General features: G+C 72.8%; 9 protein-coding genes. 4 read left to right on the top strand and 5 right to left on the bottom strand.

The genetic code is table 11. The annotated features are described in order from the left end of the window. The first annotated feature begins 199 nt into the window (after nucleotides 1–199). Nucleotides 200–2,752, top strand: a complete 2,553-nt coding sequence (pcrA, locus tag ACZ6CV_RS07935; RefSeq protein ID WP_469250061.1) for a DNA helicase PcrA — start codon at nucleotides 200–202, stop codon at nucleotides 2,750–2,752. Between the two features lie 67 nt (nucleotides 2,753–2,819). On the opposite strand, the gene ACZ6CV_RS07930 is transcribed toward pcrA, so the two are convergent. Next, the gene (locus ACZ6CV_RS07930) at nucleotides 2,820–4,403 is read right to left on the bottom strand and encodes a M23 family metallopeptidase (protein WP_469250060.1); all 1,584 of its coding nucleotides are present in this window, start codon (nucleotides 4,401–4,403) and stop codon (nucleotides 2,820–2,822) included. Between the two features lie 533 nt (nucleotides 4,404–4,936). Further along, on the bottom strand, nucleotides 4,937–5,875 hold the full coding sequence (locus tag ACZ6CV_RS07925) for an esterase/lipase family protein (protein ID WP_469250059.1): 939 nt from the start codon (nucleotides 5,873–5,875) through the stop codon (nucleotides 4,937–4,939). A gap of 466 nt (nucleotides 5,876–6,341) precedes the next feature. Here ACZ6CV_RS07925 and ACZ6CV_RS07920 point away from each other — a divergent pair, with 466 nt between their 5' ends. Beyond that, entirely contained in the window at nucleotides 6,342–6,758 is a 417-nt protein-coding gene (locus tag ACZ6CV_RS07920; protein ID WP_355804221.1) for a cobalamin B12-binding domain-containing protein, read from the top strand. A 270-nt stretch (nucleotides 6,759–7,028) separates the two neighbouring features. Here the strand turns inward: ACZ6CV_RS07920 and ACZ6CV_RS07915 are convergent, their stop codons facing one another. The 3 genes from ACZ6CV_RS07915 to ACZ6CV_RS07905 all read right to left on the bottom strand — a co-directional run bounded on the left by ACZ6CV_RS07915 (nucleotide 7,029) and on the right by ACZ6CV_RS07905 (nucleotide 11,756). Then, entirely contained in the window at nucleotides 7,029–7,799 is a 771-nt protein-coding gene (locus tag ACZ6CV_RS07915; protein WP_469250058.1) for a polysaccharide deacetylase family protein, read from the bottom strand. Between the two features lie 90 nt (nucleotides 7,800–7,889). After that, entirely contained in the window at nucleotides 7,890–9,830 is a 1,941-nt protein-coding gene (locus tag ACZ6CV_RS07910) for a DUF5691 domain-containing protein (RefSeq protein ID WP_469250057.1), read from the bottom strand. A gap of 579 nt (nucleotides 9,831–10,409) precedes the next feature. After that, nucleotides 10,410–11,756: an SWIM zinc finger family protein gene (locus ACZ6CV_RS07905; RefSeq protein WP_469250056.1), complete on the bottom strand. Its 1,347-nt coding sequence runs from the start codon at nucleotides 11,754–11,756 to the stop codon at nucleotides 10,410–10,412. A 153-nt stretch (nucleotides 11,757–11,909) separates the two neighbouring features. Here ACZ6CV_RS07905 and ACZ6CV_RS07900 point away from each other — a divergent pair, with 153 nt between their 5' ends. Together ACZ6CV_RS07900 and ACZ6CV_RS07895 are read left to right on the top strand one after the other, a co-directional pair. Beyond that, entirely contained in the window at nucleotides 11,910–13,187 is a 1,278-nt protein-coding gene (locus ACZ6CV_RS07900; protein WP_469250055.1) for an ATP-binding protein, read from the top strand. After that, on the top strand, nucleotides 13,184–16,204 hold the full coding sequence (locus ACZ6CV_RS07895) for a DUF5682 family protein (RefSeq protein WP_469250054.1): 3,021 nt from the start codon (nucleotides 13,184–13,186) through the stop codon (nucleotides 16,202–16,204). The genes ACZ6CV_RS07900 and ACZ6CV_RS07895 overlap by 4 nt, the downstream gene beginning before the upstream one ends. Nucleotides 16,205–16,418: the final 214 nt, after the last annotated feature.

The raw sequence follows: 16,418 nt of genomic DNA, 5'->3' as shown, positions 1-16,418 counted from the left end.
TTCGTTATGCCCGATACATTTTCGTGACTTTGCGAGGGGCCCGGTGCGAACATCGGAATGGTACGCACCGGCAAATGCGGAGGGTGATCGTCCGCGGGCGTGGGGTAGCCGGGCGCAGCCGGCCGGGCGGGGCGGCCGGATGTGAGGTGACCGGAACCCGCAGCGGGTTGTCAGTGGGGCCGCCTAGACTCGGGAGGCGATGAGCAGCCTCTTTGATGACAGCTTCCTGGCGGACCTGCAGCCCTCCCGGGCCACGGACGAAGCGCCCCCGCCGCCGCCCGAGGACAGCGCTCCGGAGCCCATTCCGGATGACCTGTTCGACGGGAAGTTCGACGCGCCCATGACCCGGGAGACGCACTACCGCGACGGCGCCCCCCGCCCGGTCATCGACCCGGCGTCGCTCCTGGAGGGGCTGAACGAGAACCAGCGCGCGGCCGTCGTGCACGCCGGCGCCCCGCTGCTCATCGTCGCCGGCGCCGGCTCCGGCAAGACCCGCGTGCTGACCCACCGCATCGCGTATCTGCTCGCCGAGCGCGGTGTGCACCCCGGCCAGATCCTCGCGATCACCTTCACGAACAAGGCCGCGGGCGAGATGAAGGAGCGCGTCGAGCAGCTCGTGGGCCCGCGGGCGAACGCGATGTGGGTGTCGACCTTCCACAGCGCCTGCGTCCGCATCCTGCGCCGCGAGTACAAGAAGCTGGGCTTCACCTCCTCCTTCTCGATCTACGACGCCGCGGACTCCAAGCGTCTGATGGCCCTGGTCTGCCGTGACCTGGACCTCGACCCGAAGAAGTTCCCGCCGAAGTCCTTCAGCGCCAAGATCTCCAACCTGAAGAACGAGCTGATCGACGAGGAGGACTTCGCGGGCCAGGCGGCCGACGGCTTCGAGAAGACCCTCGCCCAGGCCTACGCGATGTACCAGTCGCGCCTCCGCGAGGCGAACGCGCTGGACTTCGACGACCTGATCATGACGACGGTCCACCTGCTCCGCGCCTTCCCGGACGTCGCCGAGCACTACCGCCGCCGCTTCCGGCACGTCATGGTCGACGAGTACCAGGACACCAACCACGCGCAGTACGCGCTGGTGCGCGAGCTGGTCGGCCCCTCCGGGGGCGAGGGCGACGACCCCGCCGAGCTGTGCGTGGTGGGCGACGCCGACCAGTCGATCTACGCCTTCCGCGGCGCCACGATCCGCAACATCCTCCAGTTCGAGGAGGACTACACCGACGCGACGACGATCCTCCTGGAGCAGAACTACCGCTCCACGCAGACGATCCTCACCGCCGCGAACGCGGTCATCGAGCGGAACGAAAGCCGCCGCCCGAAGAACCTGTGGACCAACCAGGGCGCGGGCGCGCGCATCACCGGGTACGTCGCCGACACCGAGCACGACGAGGCACAGTTCGTCGCCGACGAGATCGACCGCCTCACGGACGCGGGTGACGCCAAGGCCGGCGACGTGGCGATCTTCTACCGGACGAACGCCCAGTCCCGTGTCTTCGAAGAGATCTTCATCCGCGTCGGCCTGCCCTACAAGGTCGTCGGCGGCGTCCGCTTCTACGAGCGCAAGGAGGTCCGCGATGTGCTGGCCTACCTGCGCGTTCTCGCCAATCCCGAGGACGCGGTCCCGCTGCGCCGCATCCTCAACGTGCCCAAGCGGGGCATCGGCGACCGCGCCGAGGCGATGATCGACGCGCTCTCGCAGCGCGAGAAGATCTCCTTCCCGCAGGCGCTGCGCCGCGTCGACGAGGCGTACGGCATGGCGGCCCGCTCGGTCAACGCCGTCAAGCGGTTCAACACGCTCATGGAGGAGCTGCGGACGATCGTCGAGTCCGGCGCGGGCCCGGCCGTCGTCCTGGAAGCCGTCCTCGAACGCACCGGCTACCTCGCCGAGTTGCAGGCTTCGACCGACCCGCAGGACGAGACGCGCATCGAGAACCTCCAGGAACTCGCCGCGGTAGCCCTGGAGTTCGAGCAGGACAACAGCCAGGCGGGGCAGCAGGGCGACACCCAGGCCGAGGGTGCAGGCACGGCGGAAGGTGACCAGGCCGAGGGTGACGAGGGGGCCGCCGCCGCTCCGGCCGGGACGCTCTCCGACTTCCTGGAGCGCGTCGCCCTGGTCGCCGACTCCGACCAGATCCCCGACGAGGAGGACGACGGATCCGGAGTCATCACCCTGATGACGCTGCACACCGCCAAGGGCCTCGAGTTCCCCGTGGTCTTCCTGACCGGCATGGAGGACGGCGTGTTCCCGCACATGCGCTCCCTCGGGCAGGTCAAGGAGCTGGAGGAGGAGCGCCGTCTCGCGTACGTGGGCATCACGCGCGCGCGTGAACGGCTCTATCTGACGCGGTCCTCGATGCGCAGCGCCTGGGGCCAGCCGTCGTACAACCCGCCGTCGCGCTTCCTCGAGGAGATCCCGGACACCCATCTGGACTGGAAGCGGACGGGCTCCATCGGCGCCCCGGCGTCGTCCGGTTCCGGCGGATCGGGACCGGCCGGGGGCATCGCCTCGTCGCTGTCGTCCTCGCGCTCGCGGGCCGGCGGCGCACAGGGCTTCGCCACCCGCCGCGCCACGGAGAAGCCGGTGGTCGCCCTGGCCGTCGGCGACCGGGTCACGCACGACCAGTTCGGCCTCGGCACGGTCGTCGGGGTGAAGGGCACGGGAGCGAACGCGGAGGCGACGGTCGACTTCGGCGAGCCCAAGCCGAAGCGGCTGCTGCTGCGGTACGCGCCGGTCGAGAAGCTGTAGCGCGCGCCCGCGCGCGTGGCGGCGGTGCTGTGTGGCCGCGGCGGGATCGCCGCGGCGGCCGCCGGCGTTACGTCGGGTCGAGGTCGTGGCTGCGCAGCCACGGCAGCGGGTCGATCGCCGAGCCGCCGCCGGGACGCACCTCGAAGTGCAGGTGCGGGCCGGTGGAGTTGCCGGAGTTGCCGGAGAAGGCGATGACCTCGCCGGCCTTCACCGGGCCGGAGGAGATCTTGTGCGAGGAGAGGTGGCAGTACCACGTCTCCGTGCCGTCCTTCGCGGTCACGATCGCCATGTTGCCGTAGGCGCTGTTCCACTTCGTGGAGACGGTGCCGTCGGTCGCGGCGCTCACCTCGGTGCCGTACGACACCGGGAAGTCGATGCCGGAGTGCGCGGACATCCAGTTGACGCCGGCCTGGCCGTAGTACGCGCTCAGCCCGCGCTGCTTCACCGGCAGGGAGAACTTGGGGCGCAGCCGTTCCTTGCGCGCCGCCTCGGCCGCGGCCTGCTTCTGCGCGGCCACCTTCTGGGCCTTGAGGTCGATGCGCTCCTGCGTACGGCTAGCGCGGTCCGCGAAGTCGCCCGCGTCGGCGGAGAGGTTCGCCAGCTGGGTGTCGAGCTTGTTGTTGGCGGCGGAGGGCTGCACGGACGTGGGGTCCGGGGCCGACGCCGTCGTCTCCTTGCTGTCCTCGTCCCCGCCGAAGCTGCCCACGGAGGCGGCGGCCACACCGGCCACTCCCATCACGCAGACCGAAGGCACGGCGACCGTGAGCAGGGCCGAACGCTTGGCGGGGCTGCGGCGGCGGGTCCGCGAACTCCCCGAACCGGAGGCGCCCTTGCCGCGGGAGGCGCGGCGGGAAGACGGGGGGCCGGCGGGGGAGTCGGTGGTGGCGGCGGTAGCGGCGGTGGCGGGTGAGGCGCTGTCGCTGTCGCTGTCGAGGTCTGCGGTGGCCGAGCGTTCTATGGCGTCATAGGGGGCGTCGGTCCCGTTGTTTTCGTACGCGGTGGGGCTGCCGGTGTCCGTATCGGTGGCGGGGTCGGTGTCGGTGGCGTACGCGGACTCCGGGGAGATCTCGTACGGGTCCGTGACCTCGTACCGCTGGGTCTCCGGCTCCGGGGACCCGTGCGTCTCGCCGCCCGCGACGTTCCAGGTCGTCGCGTCGTACGCGCCCGTCTCGAAGGCCTGCGTGTCCCACTGGCCGGGCTGCGGCGCCGGGTTCCAGGCACCGACGTCCCACTGGGCCGTGGTGTCGGGGCCCGGCTGCGGCGGGATGTCGGCGAGCTGCTGGTGCCCGCCCGTCGACCACATCGAGGTGGTGTCGTAGCCGCCGGTGTCGTACGTGGCGGCGTAGTGCTGCGCGGCGTACGCGTCGTGGGTGAGCGTCTGTTGGGGGGCTGTCGTGGTCGCCCACTGGCCGGTGTCGTGGCCGGTGCCCGGCATGTCGCCGAAGAGGGGGTCGGTGGCGAAGGTGCCGGTGTCGTAGCCGCCGGTGTCGAAGCCCCCGGTGTCGAATCCGGCGCCGGCGGTGGAGTACGCGTCGTAGCCGTAGCCACCGTGCTCGGCGCCCTGTTGGCCGTACGTCGCGTAGTGCGCGTAGTCGGCGCCGGGAGCCGAGGGCGGGGGAGCGGAGCTCCCCGACGGGTGACGGTCGTTCACCAACTTCTCTTTCGCCTCGGCAGCAGGGGCAGAGCAGTGCGGCGACTGTACCCGGCGGTATACGGGCGCGACAATCTTCGGCAGGTTTCGTGCTCGCAGGAAACGGGCATTCGGCCGTCTTTCGGTGGACTGTGGGCACAGCCTTGGCCCTGCGTTCGAGGCTCGTTCGACGCGGGTGGGGTGGGGTGCGCGGCCTGGTGCGGGGCGTGACCGGGGGTGCGGTGGGGTGACTTTGTGCCGGTGGGGGGCGGGGTGTGTGGGGGTGAGGGCGTGCTGCGGTGGTGGTGCGGGGGTGGTGAAGGTGTGAGCTCGGGGCGGCGGGGCGTTGCGCGGGGGCCGTGGGGGTGGGGTCCGCGTCAACGTGCCGTTGTTTCGCGTCAGTAGGGCGTGTTTCCGGTTCTGGACCTGACTCTGGAACCGTTCTCGATCCGGTTCGGGGAGGCGTTGTTCGGGGTGGGGGTGGGCGGTTCGGGGCTGTGTTGTTGGGGATGGGGTTGTACGGGGTGTGGCTGTTCGGGGCGGGGCTTTTGGGGTCAGGCGACCGTGAGTCCGTCCGCGCTGCGTGCGTCAGCTCCCGGGTTCGCCAGGTCGAGCGCCTGACGTATGCCGGTCGCGACCGCCGGGTGCACCGGCAGGGCGAGATGGCCGATTCCGGTCACGCGGACGTTCTGCGCGGTGAGGTCCGGGTGGTCGACGCACGCCGTCTCCAGCGGGACCATGATCTGGTCCAGATCGCTCCAGAAGCTCACGAACTGGGTGCGACAGCCCGGCGCCGGCTCCTTCAACTCCTCGATCACGTGCGAGCCCGGCCGCATCTGACGGACGATCGGGTGGGCGTCGGCGAGCGGCGCGACGCGGGTGCCGGAGTGCGGGGTGCCGAGCGTCACCAGGGTGCGGACGTATGCGTCGCCGCCGAGCCGCTGCGCGTAGTAGCGGGCGATCAGGCCCCCGAGGCTGTGGCCGACGATGTCTATCCGGTCGTGTCCCGTGCGCTCGCGGAGCTCTTGCACATGGCGGCCGAGCAGTTCCGCCGCGACGCGGATGTCGCAGGTCAGCGGGGAGTAGTTGAGGGACTCCACGCGGCGGCCGCCGCGCTGTGACAGCGCGCGACGGAGCAGTACGAAGACGGAGCGGTTGTCGATGAAGCCGTGCAGGAGGAGGACCGGGGGCCTGCCGTCCGGCGGGAGGCGGGGGGCGTCCGGGGGTGGCTGGACCGGGGTGGCGCGGCGTTCCTGCGCGATGCCGGAGGGATAGAGGACGAGGTGGCCCGCGAGGATCGTCAGCTCCAGGGCCGTCGCCTTCAGGAGGGCGGTGGAGGGCGTGAAGGGTAGGCGGGCGAGGCGGGGGAGTGGGAAGGGTCGGAGGGGGAGGGGCGGGAGTGAGAGGGGTGGGAGCGCGGTGCGGCTGAGGCTGAGGAGTTTCGGCAGCAGCGTGCCGAGGGGGCGAAAGGGGCGGGCCCCTGTGATCGGCATCGTCGACCTCCCGATCGGCGCACGGGAGACGGCTCTGTCCCCCGTACCGCCGCCGTTGCGTCGCCGATCCGCGGTGTCATCGCGCCGTGCGGCTGCGGCTGCGGCTGCGGCGGCCGGTGGGGGCTGCCGGTTGTGGCGCGGTGGTCCGGCGAACTCGATGTGGCTTCCCTCGCGCGGGTCCGTACGCGGAGCGTGAGCCCCGGGGTGGCGGGCGGGCGCGCGCGGTGAAGGTGAAGGTGTCCCTTCGTGTGATTTCCCCCTCCCTCTCCACCGCGAAACTGCCGCTTGCGCGATGCTGGAGATAACGTTCGTTCACTTCCCCGGCCGGTGTGGTGCGGGGTGTCCGTGCCCGGCGCAGACTGTGACTGTCGTCGGTCGTCGGTCGTCGGTAAGGATCGGGTGGCTCGGGTGACTGTTGTCGGTCGTCCGCAGTGATCGGGATGGATATCGGTACATGGAGGCAGTGATGGGTGTGGCAGCCGGGCCGATCCGCGTGGTCGTCGCCAAGCCGGGGCTCGACGGGCACGATCGGGGGGCCAAGGTGATCGCGCGGGCTCTGCGTGACGCCGGTATGGAGGTCATCTACACCGGGCTGCACCAGACGCCCGAGCAGGTGGTGGACACCGCGATCCAGGAGGACGCCGACGCGATCGGACTGTCCATCCTGTCCGGTGCGCACAACACGTTGTTCGCGCGGGTTCTGGAGCTTCTGAAGGAACGGGACGCGGAGGACATCAAGGTCTTCGGCGGCGGCATCATCCCGGAGGCGGATATCGCGCCGCTCAAGGAGAAGGGTGTCGCGGCGATCTTCACGCCGGGGGCCACGACCGCGTCGATCGTGGAGTGGGTACGGGGGAATGTGCGGCAGGCCGCGGGGGCCTGAGCGGGGGCGTGGGCGTCTGCGCCTGGGGTTCGTTTGTGGGTGCGGGGCCGCGGGGGTATGTGCGTACTCGCTATCCACTGTTCGCCACGCCTCTTGAAGGGCAGGGCTACCGTGCGCTCGGTGCTCCGTGCGCACATACCCCCACGTCCCCTCCCGTCTCGTACGCGAGTGCGGGCCGGTGGACGCCTGACCCCCCGGTGTGAGTGGTCGTGCGTACGCGGATGCCGTCGAGGCGTCTCGGCGGCGTCTGATGTAGGGGCGTTGAGTGGGTCAGCGGACCGGGAAGCCGAAGGTGTGGCCCTGGGCCTTGAGGCGGGGGAGGATGCGGCGCAGGGCCTCTACGGTCTGGGTGCGGTCGCCGCCCGCGTCGTGGAAGAGGAGCGTCGGGCCGTTGGGCAGTTCGCGCTCGACGGTGGCGACGATCGCGTCCGTGCCCGGCCGCTCGAAGTCCTTGGTGTCCACGTTCCAGCCCAGCGGACGCATGCCCCGTGAGGCGGCGAGCTTGCGGCTGTACGGGGTGAAGGCGCCGCCGGGCGCCCGGTAGTACATCGGCCGTACGCCCCCGGACGCCTTGGTGATCATGCGTTCGGCGTCGAGTATCTGCTGGGACTGGTAGGCCTGCGTGTCCTTGTCCATGGCGGTGTTGTGGGACACCGTGTGGTCGCACAGCCGGTGGCCGGCGGCGACCACCTTCTTGACGAGGTCCGGGTGGGCCTGCGCCTGCGTCCCCACCATGCAGAACGTGGCCTTCACCTTGTACTGCGCGAGCAGGTCGAGGACTTGGGGGGTCCACTTGGGGTCGGGGCCGTCGTCGATGGTGATGTTGACGCCGCCCTTCCCCTTGTCCGAGGCGTGCGCGATGGACGTCGAGACCGGCTTCACGCTGCCCGGCCGCGCGGAGGCGCTCGCCTCCGGTGACGCGTCGTGCGAGGTGCCGGCCTGGGCGGTCCACACGGAGGCACCCGTGGCGAGCATCGTCACGCCGAGCGCCGCCCCGATCAGCTTGCCGTACCAGCCGCGCCCGCTGCTGTGCCGTGCCATGTCCGCCCCTTTTCGCCAGTCCCTCGCCGGTCCCCGGTCGCCGTACGACCACCTGGCAGGACGAGACATGGTTGCCCCGGGATCCGTCTGTTACAGATCGCGGACAATCTCGGGAGAGTTCGCGGACAACTCCCCGTGGGCTGTGGCCGGAAGGGCTTCCGATGGCCCGATCGCGGGGGTTGGCAAGGGGAGTTCGGTGCGTATCGCCTCGCGGAGACGGAGTGTCGTCACCAGGCGCTGGAACGCCTCGGACCAGTAACCGCCCGCGCCGGGCGACGCGTCCTCCGTTTCGTCGGGGACCGCGGTGAGCGCTTCCAGGCGTATCGCCTCCGCCGGGTCCAGGCAGCGTTCCGCGAGGCCCATCACTCCGCTGAAGCTCCACGGGTAACTGCCCGCGTCCCGCGCGATGTTCAAGGAGTCCACGACCGCGCGTCCCAGCGGCTCGGCCCAGGGCACCGCGCAGACGCCGAGCAACTGGAACGCCTCGGACAGGCCGTGGGCCGCGATGAATCCGGCCACCCAGTCCGCCCGCTCGGCGGCGGGCAGCGAGGCGAGAAGTTTGGCGCGCTCCGCGAGTGAGACGGAGCCCGGGCCTGCCGCGTCGGGTGACGCGGGGGTGCCGAGCAGCGCCCTGGACCAGAGGGCGTCCCGCTGCCGTACGGCCGCGCGGCACCACGCGGCGTGCAGCTCGCTCCGCCAGTCGTCGGCCACCGGGAGGGCCACGATCTGGGCCGGGGTGCGGTTTCCCAGACGGGACTGCCAGGTGGTGAGCGGGGCCGACTCCACCAATTGCCCCAGCCACCAGGAGCGTTCGCCGCGCCCGTTGGGTGGTTTCGGGACGACGCCGTCCCGTTCCATGCTCGCGTCGCACTCGTGCGGCGCCTCGACGGTGAGCGTCGGGGTGTCCGAGGTGTGGTCGAGGGCCACGCAGGAGGCCGCGCGGGCCGACATCCGGCCGGCGAGCGCCGAGTCGGGGAGCGCGGAGAGGAGCTCGGCGGCCGTGGCCCGGACGTTGCGGCTCCGGTCGGTGAGGGCCTGCTCCAGGAAGGGCTCGTCCTCGGCGGACAGGCCGGTGCGCAGCGAGTCGAGGAACATCAGACGGTCCTCCGCCCGCTCCGTCGACCAGGTGGCGGCGAGCAGCGCGCGGGCGGTGCGGGCGGCGTGGGTGTCGTGTGCGCGCAGGGCCGTGAGCAGGGCGACGCGTTCGGCGAAGAGGCCCTCTTCCCAGAGCTGGTTGACCTGGTGCGGGTCGTCGGTGGAGGGGAGCGCCATGCCGCCGCCCGGGGCCGAGCGGAGCGCGAACTTCCAGTCCGGGTTGAGGCGGGCGAGCCAGAGGGCTCTCGGGCCCGCGAAGGTGAGGGCCTGGGGGCGGAGATCCGTGCGACCGCGTGCCGCGTTCAGGAGGGCGGGCAGCAGTTCGGGCGGAGCGCCGTAGCCCCGGGAGTTGGCGAGGGCCAGCCACTGGGGGAGGAGCTCCATCAGATCCGGCGCCGCGCCTCTACGGCCGCCGCCGGGGGTGCCGGGCTGGTCGGTGAGGAGTGTCGCGAGCCGGCGCCGGGCCTCGGGCGGCAGCGGTGGCCTGGGGTCGTCCGTGGCGGGCTCGGGCCGGGGGGCGGCGGGGACGGGGCGCAGGCCTGCTCTGCGGCGCACGGTCTGCACGGCTGCCGCGTCCAGGAGGGCGGCGGGGGGTTCTTTGGGGGGGATGTGGGGTGGGTGGAGTGAGTGGGGTGCGTGGGGTGTGTGGGGCGCGTGAGGCGTACTGGGTTCACCGTGGGTGTGGTGCTCGCTGGGGGCGCCGGGTGCCTTGGGTTCGGGGGGCGGCGTGCCGTGCGTTTCCGGTGGGTTGATGCCGGGGGGTAGGGGGCGTCGGTCGGTGCCCAGTAGGGCGGCTGTGACGAGGTCGTCCCAGGTGGGGTGGGGTGTGGGGGGCGTGGGCTCTGTGGGAGGGGTGGGCTGCGCGGAGTGCGTGGTGGGTGTGGACTGCGCGGACTGCGTGGCGGGTGTGGGCTGCGTGGAGTGCTTGGTGGACATGTCCCTCTCCTGGTGTGCGGGTGCCGGCGCGGCGGCTTGGCGGGAGTTCGTCACCTCAGCGGCGGCGGCGGTTGGGCGGACGCTGAGGTGACGTAGCAGCTGGGCGCGCAGGCGGCGGCGCAGGGGCTTGGTCTCCGCTCGGAGCCGCAGCGGCACCGCTCCGGTTCGTCGACGCCACGGCACGGCTGCCCCTCATCGACGGTTCGGCACCGCCCCCGTCCGTCAGCGCACCGGGACCTCTGCCGTTCGTCGGCGTCGCGGCACTGCCTCTGTTCGTCGGCGAACCGGAACCGCCGTCACCCACCAATGCAGCACCGTCTCCGTCCCGCAGCGCGCCAGAACCATCGCTGTTCCTCAACCCAGCGGCACCGCCGCCGTTTCTCGACGCACTGGAACCCCCGCTCCTCGTCCCCGCAGCGGCACTGCCGCCGGCCGTCAGCGTCGTCGCACCGCCCCCGTCCGTCCGCACCCCAGAACCACCCCCGCCCGTCAGCGTCCGCCCACCGCCCCCGTCCGGCAGCGCCCCACAACCGCCCCCGTCCCCCACCACCCCGGCACCTCCCGCGCCACCCCCACCCCTCAGCACAGCGTCACCGTCTCTCCCGCGTCGTTCGACCACGCCGCCAGTGGTGTGAAGCCCTGGTGGCCGTGCTCGCCGAAGACCGTCAGGGGGGCGCCGCCCGACAGGGCCACCAGGCGCCACAAGCCCGGTCTCGACGCCGCGTACGGGGTCAGGGGCAGTGCCGAGGCGCCGTTCGCGTCGGCCAGTTGCCAGGAAGCCTCGTCCTGGGTCGGTATCACTTCGGTGAGCGTCACCGGCCAGGACTCCAGCCAGGGGTCGCCGCGCAGCGCCTCCCCGTAGCGGTCGGCCGCCTCGTCCGTCCGTATGCCCGGCGGCCGCCCGTGCGGCCCCGGTGTCGGCGCCGCGAACTGTTCGCCCAGGTCCACGCGGAGCTGACTCGCGCCGGGGTACCGCCTCACCTCGGCGTCGAGCACGAGGCCGACCGGCAGGGCGAGTTCGGGCGCGCGCCCCGCGGCCCCGTACGAGAGCAGGAGCGCGAAGCGGTCCGATTCCGTGCCGTGGAGCCAGATGCGGCGGGTGGTAAGTCTGCTGTCCGCCGTGTCGTACTGCGCGAGGACCAGCCAGCGGTCCCGTATCGACGGTCCCTGCGCCTTGGCCGGCAGGCCGACGCGGGAGCGCACCGTGGCGGCCAGCTCGTCCGGCAGCCGGTCGCGGTGGAGCCAGCCCTGGTCGAGGAGGTGCAGCAGCGCGCACTCCGCGAGCAGCCGGGACGGCCACCCGGGGCCGGTCGAGGGGATGGCCCCCAACTCCCGTACGCGCGCGGCCAGCCCGGGGGCCTGGGCGTCGACCATGCGGGCCGCTGTCTCCTCCCACAGTCCGTACCCCGCCTGCTCGGCCGTCGCGGTTCCGCTACGGAGCAGGTCGCAGAGGCGCTGCTCCAGCTCCGTCGCCCCCGCGGTGATCCGCTCGGCCCGCTTGTCCGCCCGTCTGCGCGCCGCGTCGGGATCGGCGGAGGCGGCCGGTGTCGCGGCCGGATCGCGCCGGGTGTTCGTCTTGCTGCGGCGTGCGGCCAGCCATGTCTCGGCCCACTCCGGCGGTTCGGCGCCCTCCGGCACGGTGCCGTCCGCGCCCGCCCACACCAGCAGCAGCCCCAGCGCGTGTTTGCACGGGAACTTGCGGCTCGGACAACTGCACTTGTACGCCGGATCCGCGATGTCCACGACCGTCTGATACGGCTTGCTGCCACTGCCCTTGCACAGCCCCCACACCGTCCCCTTGTCAGAACTGCCCGCCTCCGACCATGGGCCGGCGACGCCGAGTTTGCTGCCCGCCTTGCGTGACGAGGCATCAGGAGCCAGTGCCAGCACCTGATCCGCCGTCCAGCGCACCCCCTGCTGAGTCATGTCTCGAAGGTAGGCGCCGCCACTGACAATCGACCCTGACGCGCCCATCGTTGCAGGTCAGCGGCGTGCGAAGGGCGATTGTCAGTGGCGTGGTGCACGGTGGAGACACATCCGGGCCAGATGTGTCCGGACGAGCTGGAGGGGGATCGCTCCATGACCGTTTCCGTCGACTCGACGACGTCCGCGACCGCGAATCAGCCCACGCCCGCGCCCACGTCTGCGGCCACGCCCACGTCCGGTTCCGCCGGAGGTTCCGCGGGCGGCTCCGCCGCTGAGTCCGTGCCGGGTGGTGCCGTGTCGGGTGGTGCCGTGCCGGGTGGTGCGGTCGCCGCGCCCGCCCCCACCCCCGTCGAGCAGGCCCTGCGGCCGCACGCCGAGCACGCCTTCGCCGCCGAACTGGCCGCGCTCGCCGCGCAGGACGACCGGCCTCGGCCGCGCCGGTGGAAGCTCTCGCCGTGGGCCGTCGCGACGTACCTGCTCGGCGGCACGCTGCCGGACGGCACGGTGATCACGCCGAAGTACGTGGGGCCCCGCCGCATCGTCGAGGTCGCCGTCACCACCCTCGCCACCGACCGCGCCCTGCTGCTGCTCGGCGTGCCCGGCACCGCCAAGACGTGGGTGTCCGAGCACCTCGCCGCCGCGGTCAGCGGCGACTCGACGCTGCTCGTGCAGGGCACCGCGGGCACCCCGGAAGAAGCCATTCGGTACGGCTGGAACTACGCCCAGCTGCTCGCCCACGGCCCCAGCCGCGACGCGCTCGTGCCCAGCCCCGTCATGCGGGCGATGGCTGAGGGCATGACGGCCCGCGTCGAGGAACTGACCCGCATCCCGGCCGACGTGCAGGACACGCTGATCACGATCCTGTCGGAGAAGACGCTGCCCATCCCGGAGTTGGGGCAGGAGGTGCAGGCTGTCCGCGGCTTCAACCTCATCGCCACCGCGAACGATCGCGACCGGGGCGTGAACGACCTGTCGAGCGCCCTGCGGCGCCGCTTCAACACCGTCGTCCTGCCGCTGCCCGCGAGTGCCGACGCCGAGGTCGACATCGTCTCGCGTCGCGTCGACCAGATCGGCCGCTCCCTCGACCTGCCCACCGGACCCGAGGGCATCGACGAGATACGCCGTGTCGTCACCGTCTTCCGCGAGCTGCGCGACGGCGTCACGACGGACGGCCGTACGAAGGTGAAGTCGCCCAGCGGCACGCTCTCCACGGCCGAGGCGATCTCCGTCGTGACCAACGGGCTCGCGCTGGCGGCCCACTTCGGAGACGGCGTCCTGCGTCCCGCCGACGTCGCCGCCGGCATCCTCGGAGCCGTCGTGCGCGATCCGGCGGCGGACCGCGTCATCTGGCAGGAGTACCTGGAGGCGGTCGTGCGGGAGCGCGACGGCTGGAAGGACTTCTACCGCGCGTGCCGCGAGGTGAGCGCATGACGAACACGGGCGAGCACGTGACGAATACGGACGGGCACGTGACGAATGCGGGTGAGCAGGTGCCGAAGACGGGTGGGCGCAGGGCGAACACGCGGGGACCGTTGCTGCTCGGGGTGCGGCACCACGGTCCGGGCTCCGCGCGCGCCGTCCGGGCCGCGCTCGACGCGGCGCGGCCCGACATCCTGCTCGTCGAGGGCCCGCCGGAGGCCGACGCCCTGGTGGATCTCGCCGCCGACGAGGGGATGCGACCGCCCGTCGCCCTGCTGGCGCACGTGGTGGACGAGCCGGGCCGCTCCGCGTTCTGGCCGCTCGCGGAGTTCTCCCCGGAGTGGGTCGCGATCCGGTGGGCCCTGGGGGAGGGCGTTCCGGTGCGCTTCATCGACCTCCCGGCGGCGCACTCGCTGGCGCTGCGCGCCGAGGAGGAGCAGGAAGAGGAGCACGCAGAGGGGGGCAGGGAAGGCGGGAGAGGCGGGGGAGGTGAGGGGCACGATGAGCGGCGCGGGCGTGGTGAGGGGGACGGGCGCGGTGCGGGGGACGTGCGGATCGATCCAATTGCCGTCCTCGCCGAGACCGCCGGGTACGACGACCCCGAACGGTGGTGGGAGGACGTCGTCGAGCACCGGGGGACGGGCGGCGAGCAGCGGGGGGTGGGCGGCGGGCGCCTGGGTACGGGCGGCGAGCAGCCGGGGGTGGACGGCGGGCCCGGGGGGACGGGCGGCCAGCACCTGGGGGCGGACGGCGGGCCCAGGGGGACGGGCGGCCAGCACCTGGGGGCGGGTGGCGAGCAGCGCGAGGCGGGCGGCGGGCGCCGGGGGACGAGAGCCGAACACCTGGGGGCGGGCGGCGAACAGCGGGGGATGGACGCTGGGTGCCTGGGTACGCGCGGCGAGCAGCACGGGGCGAACGGCGGGCACCGAGGGTCGGGCGGCGAGCAGCGGGCGGCGGGCGGCCAGCACTTGGAGACGAGCGGCGGGCGGCGCGGGGCGGACGGTGAGCGCAGAGGGGCCGGCGGTGACGTGTTCGCTCCGTTCGAGGCGTTGGGTGAGGCGATGGGGGCGTTGCGCGAGGCCTACGGGGACGGTGGTCACGGCGGCCGTGACCTCGTGCGCGAGGCGTACATGAGGCTCCAACTGCGCGCGACGGCGAAGGAGTTCGGGGCCGGTCGGGTCGCTGTCGTATGCGGGGCCTGGCACGTGCCGGCGCTGCGGCGGACGACCACGGTGGCCGCGGACCGGGCGTTGCTCAAGGGGCTGCCCAAGGTCAAGGCGGAGATGACCTGGGTGCCGTGGACCCACCGCCGGCTCTCCCGCGCGAGCGGATACGGGGCGGGGATCGCCTCGCCCGGATGGTACGGCCACCTGTTCGCCGCGCCCGACCGGCCCATCGAGCGCTGGATGACGAAGGTCGCGGGGCTGTTCCGCGACGAGGACCGGCTCGTCTCGTCCGCGCACGTCATCGAAGCGGTGCGGCTGGCCGACACGTTGGCCGCGATGCGGGGGCGGCCGCTGGCCGGGCTCACCGAGACGACGGACGCCGTACGGGCGGTGATGTGCGAGGGCTCCGACGTGCCACTCGCTCTGGTGCACGACAAGCTCGTCGTCGGTGACGTGCTGGGCGAGGTGCCGGAGGCGGCGCCCGCGGTGCCGTTGCAGCGGGACCTGACCCGGCTACAGCGCCGACTGCGCCTCAAACCGGAGGCGCTGGAACGGGAGTTGGAGCTCGACCTCCGCAAGGAGACGGACGCGGCGCGCAGCAGGCTGCTGCACCGGCTGCGGCTGCTCGGCATCGGCTGGGGCGAGCCGGCGGTGTCCCGGGGGAGTACGGGGACGTTCCGTGAGACCTGGCGGCTGCGGTGGGAGCCGGAGCTGTCCGTGCGGGTCGCGGAGGCGGGGGTGTGGGGCACCACGGTCCTGGGCGCGGCCACCGGGAAGGCGGCGTCCGACGCGGTCGAGGCGCGGGCCCTCGCCGACGTCACCGCGCTCGCCGAGCGGTGTCTGTTCGCGGAGCTGCCGGACGCGCTCCCCGTGGTGATGCGGGTCCTCGCGGACCGGGCGGCCCTGGACACGGACGTCGGTCACCTCGCGCAGGCGCTGCCCGCGCTGGTGCGGTCGCTCCGGTACGGGGACGTGCGGGGCACCGGCACGGAGGCGCTGGGGGAGGTGGCCCTCGGCCTTGCCGAGCGGATCTTCGTGGGGCTGCCGCCGGCCTGCGCGGGGCTGGACGCGGACGCGGCGCTGGAGATGCGGGGGCATGTCGACGCGGTTCACCAGGCGGTGGGCCTGCTGGACGAGCTGACGCCCGCCGAGCCGGTTCTCACGGGGGCGTCCCCTACTGCGCCGGTCCTCGCAGAGTCGGTCCTCACCGCGCCGGACCCCGCCGAGCCGGCGCCCGCCGGGAGCGTGGCCGCTCCGGGCATGCGGGTGCGGTGGGGGGCCGTGTTGCGTGTGCTCGGTCAGCGGGAGGGCGTGGCCGGGATCGTGCGGGGGCGGTGCGTGCGGTTGTTGTTGGACGGTGGGGAACTGGGGGACGAGGAGGTGGCCCGGCTCATGGGGCTCGCGCTCTCCCGAGGGAGCGCACCGGCTGATGGCGCCGCCTGGATCGAGGGGTTCGTCGGGGGCGGCACCGGCGGCGGGATGTTGCTGATGCACGACACGCGTCTGCTGGGGCTGGTCGACGACTGGCTGTGCGGGGTGTCGGACGACGCCTTCACTGACGTACTGCCGTTGCTGCGGCGCACCTTCTCGGCGTACGAGCCGGGGGTACGGCGGACGTTGGGTGAGCTGATACGGCGCGGGCCCGCCCGCGCCGGGGCCGGGTCGAGCGGCGACGGCGCGGGGACGCCCGGCTCCGTGGGGGAACTCGACGCGGCGCGCGCGGACGCGGTGGTGCCCATCGTGCGCCTCCTGCTCGGCCTGTCGGCCGGGTCAGGGGCGACCGACCCCCACGCGACCGCGTCGGACGGGCCGCGCCGGACGGGACGAGGTCCTCGGCTGGAACGACCAAGGGCAGCGAGCTGATGGGGGTGACGGGATGACGGCGACGATCGGGGCGAGGGGGACGACGGAGGTGACCAACGTGACCGAGGCGACCAAGGTGACCGGGGTGACCGACGCGACCGGTGCGACCAACCTGCCCGGCGCGGACGGAGTGACCAGCCCGGCCGGAGTGACCCGCCCGGACGGTGCGATCGGCGCGAATGGCGTGACCCGCCCGGACGGAGTGCCTGGCGCA

This window comes from Streptomyces sp. NPDC041713, assembly GCF_055591085.1.
The sequence above is the reverse complement of the archived record's forward strand: the minus strand, read 5'-3'. Positions and strand labels throughout refer to the sequence as shown.